We start from the raw sequence: 12,743 nt of genomic DNA, 5'->3' as shown, positions 1-12,743 counted from the left end.
GGGAATTGGGAATTGGGAATTGGGATTATTCTGCTTGTCTGCCACCACTCCCTTATCCCTGTACTGTTACTGGATGGCTAACAACGCCTCCGTAGAGCAAGCCAGAATCATTCCACGGAACTGTAATAGGTTGTGTGTTACCTAAATTGTCAGTAGCAATAGCTTGGAGAAAATATTCTCCAGGAGTTGGGTTCCATTCGATGTCCCAGCGTGTCCATGCAAATGGAAAGTTTGGTTCTCTCAGTCGGGCAAATTGCCAAGTTTTCCCACCATCTAGACTGACTTCTACACGGACAATTTTTCCTTTCCCAGACCAAGAACGTCCACGTAGTAAATGGGTTTTAGCTGAAAGTGTAGCGGGCCAAGCCAACTCAAAAGCGCTCTTAACATTTTGATAGGTAATCAGCTTACCTTTATATGGTGCGATCGCTGGGTAATCTGCACCAACCAGTACCATCTGCTCCGTTACCCACTGGGTATATATCGGTGTTTCAGAAACTTCAATTCGCTCAATCCACTTAACATTGGCGTTTCCTCCCCAACCAGGGAATAGCGCACGGCATGGCTGGCCATGATCTGGAGGTAATGGTTCTCCGTTCATTGCATAGACAACGAGCGAGTTATCTGCAAGTGCTTTGGCGATCGGAACTACATTGTTAAACTTGGATTTATTCGTTCCCTTTGAGTCCAGCGAATCAAAATCTGCACCCTCAACGAGTACGTCTTTTGCTGTGGATTTCAATCCAGCCCGCTCTAATAATATGCTCAGTGGTACACCAGTCCACTCAGCCACACCAATAGCCCCAAGCCTCCACCGGGTTCCAGGCAGTGGTATATTGTAAGCTTCTTCAAAGAACCGCCGACCATTAGCAGCACACTCTATGGCGCAGGTGACTGAGATGGAGGGCATAGCGATGATTTCATCGTAAGTGAACTCGCAAGGCGTAGAAACGCCAGTTCCATGAATTTGCAAACGCCACGTAGATGGGTCAAAGGGCGGAGGTGTACTGCGGTTGTGAACATAAAACCAATCATTTGGCACTAAATAACCACGCCCATACATTGCTTCCCAGTTCATCTCTAATGTGCCTTTGCTATGAGAGATATACCCTGGTGGCAATGGTTTAAGTATTTTATTGCCCTTGGTTTTAACAACTGCCTGACTGTGAGCAGGCGCAGGTTGAGCTAACCCTCCAATGGTTGTTGCACCAAGCATCGTGGCTAGTATTTTCAGAAAGCGCTGGCGCGAAATACCTGCATCTGTGCTTTTTTGCCAGATGCACTCATCAACCCGTGCGTGTAGATAATCCTCCTGATCAAAAAGGTTTTCATCGCTCAAGCTATTACCCCCTTGTAATTCGTAGTTCGTAATTAACAGACGCAAAGGAGCAGGGAGCAGAGCGGAAAGAGGTAATTTTTATCTCCCCCATGCCCAATGCCCCAAAAATTAGCTATTTATCGCTGTCCACACACCAGTGATTTCATCTTGTGTGTAGTTGGGCAAATAGTGGTCAAATCCGTTTTTAGCTATTTGTGCGATCGCATCAATAAAGCGATCGCAGTCTTTTAATGTATTATATACTGCAAAACTGGCGCGGATAATACTAGGAATATTGCGCGTAATTCCCCTGTCTACTTCTTGAGCAATTTCGTAGTCTCGCTCATCGGAAATATTCTTGAGTTTGCGAATGTATTCATAAGTGCAGAAAGCCCCAGCCCTAACCCCAATGCCGTATTCTTGTGCCAAAATTTCTGCTACTAAGCGTCCATCAAACCCATCAATATCAAAGGGAATAACATGGGCTAAATTATCTCCTGGGATATGTAATTGCACTCCAGGAATTAGCCTAAGCCGTGTATATGTGAATTCAACTAGAGAGTGTTCATACTGAGCAATGCGATCGCGCCCTATTGCTTCGATAATTTCAATCGCCTTGGCAATTGCGATCGCCCCCATTGCGTTTGGTGTCCCAGGGTCATGGGCCCGTTCTGTATAAAAACGCTTGATCTCTAGGTTTCTAGTAATATAAGGCAGGTTACCACCACCAATTTGATAAGGGTAAGAACTATCAAAAAATTCTTTTGGCCCCAACAAAACCCCGGTTCCATAAGGTGCATACATCTTGTGTCCAGAGAAAGCCACAAAATCTAAATGACATGGGTCATCATCTGCACGCATATCTACTCGTTCGTGCTGAATTAACTGACACACATCGGCAAAAATTTTAGCGCCATACCGATGTGCTAAAGCTGCAATTTCGTAAATCGGAGGTCTGTAACCTGTAATTGTTGAAGCACCTGTAATTGTTACCAACTTAATTTGCTCCGCTTCAGGAAGATTTTGGTGTGCCTTGAAGATATCTTCAATTTCTGCGACACTTACACTTCCATCCGCCTGGGTTCTGTACTGTACAACTTCGTCTCTAGTAACCCAAGGGAGTAGGTTTGATGAATGCTCAATATCAGAAACTAAGATTTTTCCAGGTTTTTTTGCCCAAAGTGTGGCGGCTCCATTAATTGCTTCTGTTGTATTCTTCGCAAAGATTACATAGTTGTTTAAAGATGACCCCACAAAGTCCCGAATAACGTTCCGGCTAGCATCATAAGCTTGTGTAGTGATGATGGACTTTTGCCCAGAACCTCGATGCACGCTGCCGTATGTGTCAAGCATCTCATCCACATACTGCTTAAGGGTTACAAAGGGAGTGGTGGTAGCTCCATTATCCAAGTTGACGTACTCAACATCGTTTCCCTTAAGGGTTTTCACCTGAAAAGATAGAGACTCATCTGTGAATAACGGTCTAATTTCTTTGTCCCAAAAACTGTCAAAATTTTCTGCAACTAGCGGCAATTGGACAGCTTCTTGCTTTGTATTTACACCCATTGCAAGTATGTCGGTCATCTTTAGCACCCCTATTTTAAACTTGGAATTTCTGGAAAAGCCTAACTACCACACCGCTTTCTCTAACTTAATCTCACATTGATTGGTAGTAATTATGGTCTTTATAATTACTTTCTGGCTAGTAGAAAACTCGGTTACTCCAATTATTCTTTAATAAATGAATTAAAAAGTGTATCCGTGCTAACACTCGAATAAAATAATTTTAATGTTAATTATATTACAATGTAGCTAATACTCGTAAGTGATTAAGTATACTTTAAACAATTTTCTTGTAGTCATTAAACAAACTTGATGTATTGAAGGCAAGTTGATAGAAAAAACCTCTCACTCACTAAGCCTGAAATTGCTTGCTAGAAATGTATTTACTAAGAAAAAAGCCCATATTAATTTGAGATTATTCTTTAAAAAAGTTTTATAATTAACTTAGGCTAGTTGTTACCTCTTAAATAGTTTTTTATACGTATTTATTCGTATAAGTCATGACTTCATAACATTGCGGTTCTAGCATCAGCCCTTAGTTGTTTGCCGACATTAAATAGCGATCGCTCAATATAACAAAACGATCGTTGAATAGTAGATACTTGTACTGAGATCCATCCTAAGTAAGTAATAAAATGTATTTAAGAACATATTTTAAATAAATATCTTAAGACAGATGCGATTAGAGAAAATAAAGTATATGAGCGAGCCGCTTTTTTATATTAAAAAAACTTCTGTGGGACAGAGCCATTACTGTATTAATCTCCGCTGCTACCTGCCTCTTCTTGACGGAAAAGAGCATCATAGTGTTATAACGGCATCAGTCTAAAGACAATAGGACTTACGCAAAACTACACGCAGTAGAGGCAATTCATGAATTGCCCCTACAGAAAATCAAGGTTTGGGCTATTTTTTGCGTAAGTCCTTTACAAAATGGGGAACACCAATTGATGATTAATTGCTGGTGCTTGGAGAGAGTTAAACTTAGCTTTTAGAGCAAACCCTGATTAGACAAAGTTGATAAGCAATGCTAATGCCAGCACTGCTGATATTTTTAGGCAGGTGGGTCAAGAGTGATGAATGAAGCTGACACATCAAATAAGGGGGCTGTGATGGAATCCCTAAATTCTGCTAATTCGCCACAATCAGAGCAGGCGAGTTGTCCCTTTTACTCAGTTGTGCCTAATGACAATATGACAGTTAAACAACTGCCACTCCTCATGCCAGCTGAAGGTAGACAATTTTCAAAAGATACCACCCAGCAGGACTGGGTTGCAGAGCCGGAAATCGGCAAGCAAGCACTAATTGACTCAGAGTTTCAGAACCTGCTGGCATTGAATGAAGAATTGCGGGCGGCTAACAATAACTTGTATGAACAAGTAGAGCAGCTAAAAGACAACCTAGCTGAGTCTGAAAAGGTTTTGCAGTGGCAGAAAACGCGCTCTAGCGTTACTGAGTCGATGCTCAACCAACATACTCAAGAACTGGCTGCGGCTCAAGAACAGATAAAATCCTTATTTCAACAATTAGAGACTGCTGTACAAACTGTTCAACGCCAGGAAATTTTCACTGATAGTTATAAAGCACAGTTACAAATTAGCCAGCAACGCCTTGCCCAGCTAGAGCGAGAATGTACGTTGTTACACACCAATAACAACGAAAAGTCTGAGCAGTTATTGCAGTCAGAAACTGTTTGCCGGGAGTTACGTACTAGACTGATGCGACAACAACGCCAGACGCTGCAATTTAAAGCGGCTCTAGAAAAATGTTTAGATACATCGGTTCCTAGCTATGATTCTTTAGAAGATACTGCAAAACATCCCAAAGACATAACTGGCGGACAAGGAAGATTTTCTAGAAAAGCTCGGTCTTTGTTTCCTAATGCCCAACCAATTCAACCTTGGTCAGCAGAATCAGAATCCTTGACTGAGAATGGAGATGATACTTGGGGCGAACCTTCAGCACCAATCCCATTCCAAAGAAATCAACCGACTACGCCGCCATCTTCTTGGAACTGGTCAGTTAAGCAAAATACCCCAAAATCAGCAGAACCTGCCCCATCTCCAAAAATTGACGATTCTCCAGCTACACCGGAAGCTGTTTCAACTTCGGGGTCATCCAATTTAGATCAGCAGTTAGATAGTTTAATCCAAATGTTTTTCACCTCCCAGCCGGAATCTGCATCACCGTCGCCTGCTGCAAAAACAGATGTGGATGGTAATGATGCCCCTATCTGGGAGACTTTAGCAACAATCCTAGAAGATGATGAGGAAATAGAAAATCCACGGGAGACGCATTTGGAGGCAGAAAGCAATCCCCCTGCAACTACCTCCAAATCTTGGACGACAGATTCTGTACCTTCACCAGGTAATAACTTACTAATTTCTTCTACCTCCTTCCACACTGAGCCGCCTGTTGGAGAAGCTGAAGACTACTGGTCAGAAGTTTCCCAATTGTCAGAGAATGATTTGTCCCCAGAGTCATTAAGTGATAACACTGATGATGCCAATTCACCTTCACCTGTGGTTTATCCCCAGCGTCCACCCAAGGGGCGTAAGTCATTGGCATCTGTGGAACTACCGAATTTCCGCCCCAAAGGTCAGTGAGTGCTGAGTCAAGTGATTAATGCCCCATGCCCCATACCTAATTGAGAATCCTTGCTTCTGATTTCGGAATTATGGCTTCTGGGTTGGCTTTTACTACTTGAGAGCGCGATCGCGGTTTGCCTGTGGCGATCGCATAATTAATCGCCAGCAGCCACAGCCACAAGCCCGGATTTCGGGGTTCTAGCCAATGACCTACCCGATTTAAGAAGCGCCCGAACCAAGGACTTAGCAAAGCGCTAACGAGGGCATGACGACCAAAGTTGAAATAACTACCAAGCCATCGCATTAAATCTCTAGGCCCAGCAAGTTCCAAAATCCATAAAAGTAAGGCAGGATTTTTGCTGGCGGCTTTCAGTGCTAGGCGGTTAAAGGTTAACCAATCACACCTATCTTTGATGAAGTTATCTGCTACTTCTTGGGGTTCGTCTGCTAACAGTCCAAAGAAGGTGTTGAGCATGGAGTTAATGCGCTGGGGTGGTAAGAATTTCCCAGTCGGTACCATCATCCCTTTAGAAAATAGCCAAGTCACGGAAACGTTGCTTTGGTAGGCGCGAATCCGGTTCAAGTGGCGGAAACTCAACAAGTCATGTTTGAGAGCAGTATCTAACAGGCTTGTTAAGCGCTCTAAGTTGCGAACTAGGGAACCAAAACCGGTGAAGACGAGGGGAGACTGGAGTGATGCAGCATCACCGATTGCAATCAATCGATTGAAGGCAACTGTGCGATCGCTACTTCCCACACTAAAATGTCCTGGTATATACCCAAATGTCGGCTTCTTCCACACTAATTTGTCCATATCGCACCTGCGATACTCTGGCAAAATCGTGAAGAAGTCCTCGTACATCTCTAGCAAGGAACCGGGATTTTCACCATTGACTTCGTGGTAATGAAATAAATAAATTGTCAATTCATCACCTGCGCCAGGAAACAGTTCCCAAATTAACTGCCTTCCCCGCGAAATATCTCCATGACTATAAAGAACGTCCCCATACTGTGAATCCCACACTTGTGGCTCAAATCCGCTCTCAATTGCTGCTCCCACTGTCGGGCATACACTATCAAAGGCACGACCACCATTTAATTGCCAAGCGATGGGTGAGGCAGTTCCCATTGCATCTATTAGCAGCCGTCCACTTACTTGTTTTTCAACCTGACTAGGTAAGTGCTTGACTTGTAATAGAACTTGTGATATATCAATATCTGCACGGATAAACTCTGTTTCATCCCAGATTTCGCCGCCTGCCGCTTGCAGCTTTTGCCCACACATTTGGAGCCATTTTTCGGAATCTAAGCCTAAGTTTAGGACTGTTGGTGTATGTAGGACGGGCGATCGCAATTTGGGTGGATTATTCGCATCAAAAAACTTATTGAATCCATCTTTGTATTCTCTGGCAATGATGGTTTCTAACTCTGCGGGGGTGACTAAACCCAGGTTAACCAAGCTTTGAATCTCATCGCGCGAAATATTCCATTCTCGGTTCATCCGGCCAAAGGGCATTCGTTCCACCAGCAGGACTTTATATCCTAGTTTTGCCATCAATGCTGCATGAATCGCGCCTAGTGCGCCACCGATATAAATGATGTCGTACTGGGGAATTGGGCATGGGGCATTGGTTATTTCCCCTTTACTCTCCTGCGAAAACACAACCTGACGCGGCTGCTGCGGATTTTGTACTCCTTCGCGCCATCGTTGCTCCCACCAGTAGGCGCGTGTTAGATCGTATTCACCGTTAGGCATTTTCTGAAAATACTTGACGGTGAGGGGGTAAGCAGAGGCTAGGGCGGCAAAAATCGATTGCTGGGATAAATCAATCGCTGGTGGTTCTGGGTAATGATGCGGAAAACGGCTTCTGATTTCTTTGGTTAGGCGTTGCAGAATTTGTCCTTCACTGGGAAAGGGTTGTTCTGCCCAACGAAACACTTTCAGATAAGTAGTTCGTTGCACCGACCAGACAAATACCGAAAGTTCCACAGGCAAGTTTTCGGAAACAGCCGCCCCAGCAGCTGTAGTAGCACTGGGTATTTTGAGGCGAAAGCCTTCCGAAGTAAGCACTTTTTCTCCATTTCCAGGTTCAAAATCTGTTTGTAGCCAGCTACGCACAGTTTCTATATCTGGAGTTGGAACTTCTAAATAAAGGATCTCTTTCATCTTTTCCTGACATCTCCCTTAAATCTACTCACTAAGACATATTTTCTCAAGGCACAGAGCAAGGTATACTCCGCCCTATTAGTTTCATAAAGATTCAGTGAAGAAATTTTAAGAGTTTGTCAAATTTATTGTTCATTTTGTATTTTTGTAACCCACGCCATGAATTATCCCATTCCAGACAGCCCCCAGGAAATTTTTGCTCTACGACAACAGCCGATTGATGAAGAACTTGTTGCTGCTGCGATCGCTGGCGTAATTAAAGTTGTCCGCGCTCAGGGTCAATCTTTGGAAGAATTAACCGCTCAGTTGCTAGCAGATGATCCACTGCTGGATCGGGAACAACGTCGCTGGTTGAGTCAATTAGTTGCCCAATCCTGGGAAAAGTTTTCTTAAACCCTTGCTTTAGATGAAGTTTTTGTGGAAGCATTAGATTTCTAGGTCTGCACCTAAATATTGAAATATTGGCGATGCCTGCGGCGGGCTGCGCCTACGCACTTTAGGTATAAGAGTAACAATAATTGTCAGTATGGGATTGGTGAATTGGGTTGCTGTTTTGGTATTCATGGCACAGAAGCCACTAAATTAACCATATCAGGGTTTTACATTGCTAATGAATTTTACAACGTTCTGAAAGCGAAAGACTTCTGATACAAAGCAGGGGTCTTTTTTTTAGATCAATTTTCATGCTCTTTGATCGGTGTTACGGAAAGTGTCACCAGGGGCAAAGTAATGAATAAAGTACCGAATTTTATTGAAGAGTTGGAACTTCATCCAGTTTGATTCTAGTTTAGTGAGTAAAAAGGGTTAAACAGCAAATAAAAATCGCTATTTAGTTCCGACTCAAATTCAAATTAGAACTTTTTAGCAATGGTGAGCGATCGCTATCCCAAATCATCATAAAAGCTGAAACGGTGCATTATTAAACCACCATCTCACTGTTAACAAAAAATTAGGGTTCTGGGGGGTTAGGCGATGATTTTGACATTTCACCGCTCATTTTCTCTAGATGTAACATTAATAGCTAGATGTAACATTAATGGCCAACGTTAAGCTATCAGGTTTGAGATTTTTGTATTTTACCATAAGGCAGATTGTGCTGAATACAAAAATAATACAAAAAGTAATTGTGGATCTGCGTTGCCGCTTAGATGAACTAAGCTAATCGTCATTCATTTTTCTAGAATGATTCGCTTCTAGTAAGGGCTTCAGCCCTGCTTTTATGCAACTTAAATGCTGATTAGCTTACCATCAGGCTGTGCTGATACTTTGCGTTCAAAACAATAAGTTCTCTACTTGAACAATTATTACAGCGCTTTTACTGGTTACAATAAAGTAAAAAAATTGCTAAAACATACTAGTAAAAATAGTTTGTTATCAAGATGCAGAAATTTTTAGGTCTAACCGTTTGCTTATCTGCTGTTATCTCATTCGTGCCTACAGTAGCCTTTAGCCTTCCGCTCTCAGGAAACCAGACATTAAACAATTTGGCTGAAAAAGCTAAGTTAGAGGTTTCTAAGACTACAGGAATCTCGGCTGACCGCCTCAGTGTAGCTAACAAAGCTACTCTAGCTAATACTGAAATCACGCGGTTTAAGCTAATAGATACCCAAGGTAATATCTATGGTATATCCCTTGATGCTGCTGGCAATCAAATTAGTCAGGAAGTGTTAGATCAGGCTGTTCAGGCAATCAACAATAAGGGCTTCGTTGGCAAATTGGAAGCCGAATTAGCTAATCGCATTGGTCAAGGAAGCAATAGCCCTATAAGGGTCGTTTTTTATCTAAAAGGGAAAACAGTTAAGCCCTATCGAGGATCGAACCGCACTGAGTATCAAAATTACTTCAGTACTCTTAAATCTCACTATGAGGCAATTCAGCAACCTCTTGTAAAGCAACTTAAGGAAAGTAACCAGCGGGTCATTTATCAATCTCTTTATACACCAATGGTGGTGGCGGAAGTCACCCCTTTGTTAATCCAAACAATAGCTGCTCGTTCTGATGTAGAGCGAATCTATCTTGAGCGACGGAGAATTCCAAGGCAAAATGTATCGCGAGTCGTCGTCCAAGCAAACACGGTAAACACTAGAGGTCTGACTGGAGTAGCAGAAACAGTGGCAGTGGTTGAGACTGGCAGAATTGGAACCCACCCCAATTTACCAGCATTGCAGCGTACTCTATGTCGTCCAACTGCCTCAACATTCAACGATGCTCATAAAACTCAGGTTGCTGGAGTAATCCAAAGTACTGCTGCATCAGTACGGGGAATAGCCCCTGACATCACAATTGTTGATGGCATAATGGCAAATGATTCGGATGCAGAATCTATGGCAGCTATTGAATGTGTTATTAACAGTGCTAGTGCTACCAACATCAGCTATGGATTTGAGACGAATGGCAGCTTCGATAGCCTTTCTCGATACATGGATGAAATCATTTACAACACAGGTGCGACTATCGTTATAGCTGCTACCAACGTCTGTGCCAATAAGATGGGAAGTCCTGAAATTGCTTTCAATGTTATAGCTGTCGGCTCATTTGGTGATAACAATACGACAACTTTTGCTGATGACATCGCTGCCTGTACTGGGGTTGTAACTGCAAGTTCTTACCTCAATCCCGATTCTCCTAATGGAGATCGGGAAGAACCGGACGTTGTAGCGCCTGGACACCAGATCACGATGCCTACTAACGGCGGTGGTTTCGTAACTACGAACGGAAACAGTTATGCGGCTCCCCACGTTACTGCTGGTGCAGGTTTACTAAGGGCGAGAAAGACTGAGCTATTCAATAGACCTGCCGAAGTCCGAGCTATTATGATGGCCTCAGCCCGCCACAATATTGAAGGAGATAGCCGATTGAGCGATAGAGACGGAGATCTGGAGGCATCATGTTAGCAGCAGCAGACACAGTGGCAGCAAACGGGCAGTCAGACCATATCATTAATGATGGTGCCGCCTCAAACTTCCCTATTTATAAAACTTTCACCGCTACAAGCGGTCAAAAAGTTCGGGTAGCCATTGCCTGGGATCACAAAATGCCTCTTGGAAACTCGATGACTGAGCCTACCACAGACCTGGATCTTGGAGTTTTCTGTGGTAGCACATTGGTTGGCAGTTCTGCGAGTTATGACAATAACTATGAGATTGTTGAATTTATTGCTACTAGTTGTCTAAGTGGCTACACAGCAAAGATATCTAACCTTAGAAGTAGTACGGGCTATGAACAGATTGGCTTCGCCGTGAGCAAGACAGATAGTTAAGCTAGCAAAAGTCTTGTGTTGCTAATACTACAGTTGTAGTTTATTGCCAAAACTATCAAATTATCTGATATCTATTGCGGGCTTTAATAGATAAGAAATGTTTCTAAAATGTCAACTAGAAGCTTTCACTACCGCTTCTGCCTGGGAGTGCAATAACAAACCATATTCTAAGCCCTCCACCACCGCTTGATAGGAAGCCTCCAAAATATTGGTAGAAACCCCTACAGTCGTCCAGCGTTGACGACCATTGCCTGATTCTACCAAGACACGGGTTTTCGCCGCAGTACCCGTATGTCCGTTAAGAATCCGCACTTTGTAATCTGTCAAATCAAAGTTTGCTATTTGGGGATAAAAATTCACCAAAGCCTTGCGTAAAGCTGCATCCAATGCAGCAACAGGGCCATTACCTTCCGCCGCCTCCAGAATATTTTTGCTGTCAACAGCGATTTTGACTGTAGCGAGGGCGTTACTAGTTTCTTTCCCCTCAACCAAGTCACAGTGGACTTGAAAACCTTTGACTTCAAAAAACTTCTGACGATCTCCCAAAGCTTCGTGCATCAGTAGCGCAAAACTGGCCTCTGCTGCTTCAAATTGAAATCCTTCACTTTCCAAATCTTTGAGACGTTGGAGAATTTGCTTTGCTTCTGCCTTTAGCTCGTCGAGGTTAATCCCAAAACTGCGGGCTTTAGCTAAAACATTGCTCAGTCCAGACTGTTCAGAAATCACGATGCGACGATGATTTCCGACTTGTTCCGGCTGAATATGTTCGTAAGTCAGGGGATTACGTTCTACAGCTGATACATGAATACCGCCCTTGTGAGCAAAAGCTGAAAGTCCCACAAAGGGAGCGTGTTCATCTGGCGCGAGGTTGACCACTTCACTAACAAAACGACTAGCTTCTGTAAGTTGTGTTAGCTGGTCTTCTGTGATACAACTGTAACCCAGCTTCAGTTGTAAATTGGGAATTAACGAACAGAGGTTAGCATTACCGCAACGTTCACCGTAACCATTAATTGTACCTTGCACCATCTTTGCCCCAGCCATCACGGCAGCTATTGCGTTAGCAACCGCCATTTCTGAATCGTTATGAGTATGAATTCCAATTTGGGGAATTGGGGATTGGGGATTAGGGATTGAGGATTGGGAAGATTCTTTCCTAGTCCCTAGTCCCCAGTCCCCAGTCACTTTCACTACATCTTGCACAATTTGGCTAATTTCATGAGGTAAAGTGCCGCCATTAGTATCACAGAGGACTAGCCATTCAGCACCAGCTGCGATCGCAGCCTCTAATGTCTGTAAAGCATAATCTGGATTGTGCTTGTAACCATCAAACCAATGCTCGGCATCGTAGATAATGCGCCGCCCTTGAGAACGGAGGTACTCAATGGTGTCACGAATCATCGCCAAATTTTCTTCTAATGTCGTCTTGAGGCTAGTCGTAACGTGTAAATCCCAAGACTTACCAAAAATCGTTACCCAGCGAGTTCCCGCAGCCAAAATATCCTGTAGCATCGGTTCGGTTGCGGCAGTGGAGTTAGGCCGGCGAGTCGAACAAAAAGCCACAATTTCAGCTTGTTTTAGCGGATTTTCTTGAAGTTGCCAGAAAAATTGTACATCCTTAGGATTAGCACCAGGCCAACCGCCTTCAATGAAGGGAACTCCCAGTTGATCGAGTCTCTTAGCAATGCGTAACTTATCTTCTATCGATACTGATAGCCCCTCGCGCTGAGTGCCATCCCGTAATGTAGTGTCATAAAGCCAAAGTTGAGGTGAGGAATTTGTGGTCATAAAACTGGGACCGACGAGACAACTTTCGAGGCAATGTGTCAATATACAACATAAAAGCCT

At 43.4% G+C, this 12,743-nt stretch carries 9 protein-coding genes; 4 read left to right on the top strand and 5 right to left on the bottom strand.

What is annotated here, in order from left to right; genetic code table 11:
* Nucleotides 1-52: 52 nt before the first annotated feature.
* Both V7K38_RS02575 and V7K38_RS02570 read right to left on the bottom strand, forming a co-directional pair.
* Complete coding sequence (locus V7K38_RS02575; RefSeq protein ID WP_334855190.1) at nt 53-1,339, bottom strand: sulfite oxidase; 1,287 nt, start codon at nt 1,337-1,339, stop codon at nt 53-55.
* Between the two features lie 108 nt (nt 1,340-1,447).
* Nucleotides 1,448-2,902, bottom strand: coding sequence for an aminotransferase class V-fold PLP-dependent enzyme (locus tag V7K38_RS02570; protein WP_334855189.1), 1,455 nt, complete (start codon nt 2,900-2,902; stop codon nt 1,448-1,450).
* 1,055 nt (nt 2,903-3,957) lie between these two features.
* Here V7K38_RS02570 and V7K38_RS02565 point away from each other — a divergent pair.
* A complete protein-coding gene (locus V7K38_RS02565) occupies nt 3,958-5,487 on the top strand; it encodes a hypothetical protein (RefSeq protein ID WP_334855188.1) in 1,530 nt (509 codons plus the stop codon).
* A gap of 37 nt (nt 5,488-5,524) precedes the next feature.
* Here the strand turns inward: V7K38_RS02565 and V7K38_RS02560 are convergent, their stop codons facing one another.
* The gene (locus tag V7K38_RS02560; protein WP_334855187.1) at nt 5,525-7,636 is read right to left on the bottom strand and encodes an NAD(P)/FAD-dependent oxidoreductase; all 2,112 of its coding nucleotides are present in this window, start codon (nt 7,634-7,636) and stop codon (nt 5,525-5,527) included.
* Nucleotides 7,637-7,795: 159 nt separating this feature from the next.
* Between V7K38_RS02560 and V7K38_RS02555 the strand changes: the two genes are divergently transcribed.
* Entirely contained in the window at nt 7,796-8,029 is a 234-nt protein-coding gene (locus V7K38_RS02555) for a hypothetical protein (protein ID WP_322642454.1), read from the top strand.
* Nucleotides 8,030-8,062: 33 nt separating this feature from the next.
* Here the strand turns inward: V7K38_RS02555 and V7K38_RS02550 are convergent, their stop codons facing one another.
* Nucleotides 8,063-8,200 carry a hypothetical protein gene (locus tag V7K38_RS02550; protein WP_334855184.1) on the bottom strand — a complete coding sequence of 46 codons (138 nt, stop codon included), beginning with the start codon at nt 8,198-8,200 and terminating at the stop codon, nt 8,063-8,065.
* A gap of 920 nt (nt 8,201-9,120) precedes the next feature.
* Here V7K38_RS02550 and V7K38_RS02545 point away from each other — a divergent pair.
* Both V7K38_RS02545 and V7K38_RS02540 read left to right on the top strand, forming a co-directional pair.
* Nucleotides 9,121-10,530, top strand: a complete 1,410-nt coding sequence (locus tag V7K38_RS02545; RefSeq protein WP_334855182.1) for a S8 family serine peptidase — start codon at nt 9,121-9,123, stop codon at nt 10,528-10,530.
* Complete coding sequence (locus V7K38_RS02540; protein ID WP_334855180.1) at nt 10,524-10,895, top strand: hypothetical protein; 372 nt, start codon at nt 10,524-10,526, stop codon at nt 10,893-10,895. Before V7K38_RS02545 ends, V7K38_RS02540 begins: the two co-directional genes overlap by 7 nt.
* Nucleotides 10,896-11,006: 111 nt before the next feature.
* Here the strand turns inward: V7K38_RS02540 and cimA are convergent, their stop codons facing one another.
* Complete coding sequence (gene cimA, locus V7K38_RS02535) at nt 11,007-12,683, bottom strand: citramalate synthase (protein WP_334855178.1); 1,677 nt, start codon at nt 12,681-12,683, stop codon at nt 11,007-11,009.
* Nucleotides 12,684-12,743: the final 60 nt, after the last annotated feature.

It is taken from the genome of Nostoc sp. (assembly GCF_036917465.1).
GTDB lineage: Bacteria > Cyanobacteriota > Cyanobacteriia > Cyanobacteriales > Nostocaceae > Nostoc.
The sequence above is the reverse complement of the archived record's forward strand: the minus strand, read 5'-3'. Positions and strand labels throughout refer to the sequence as shown.

Excerpts from the sequence above, each read along its gene's own strand:
- V7K38_RS02560 (WP_334855187.1), bottom strand. The coding sequence starts at position 7,636 with ATGAAAGAGATCCTTTATTTAGAAGTTCCAACTCCAGATATAGAAACT.
- V7K38_RS02550 (WP_334855184.1), bottom strand. The coding sequence starts at position 8,200 with ATGAATACCAAAACAGCAACCCAATTCACCAATCCCATACTGACAATT.
- cimA (WP_334855178.1), bottom strand. The coding sequence starts at position 12,683 with ATGACCACAAATTCCTCACCTCAACTTTGGCTTTATGACACTACATTA.
- V7K38_RS02540 (WP_334855180.1), top strand. The coding sequence starts at position 10,524 with ATGTTAGCAGCAGCAGACACAGTGGCAGCAAACGGGCAGTCAGACCAT.
- V7K38_RS02570 (WP_334855189.1), bottom strand. The coding sequence starts at position 2,902 with ATGACCGACATACTTGCAATGGGTGTAAATACAAAGCAAGAAGCTGTC.
- V7K38_RS02565 (WP_334855188.1), top strand. The coding sequence starts at position 3,958 with ATGAATGAAGCTGACACATCAAATAAGGGGGCTGTGATGGAATCCCTA.
- V7K38_RS02555 (WP_322642454.1), top strand. The coding sequence starts at position 7,796 with ATGAATTATCCCATTCCAGACAGCCCCCAGGAAATTTTTGCTCTACGA.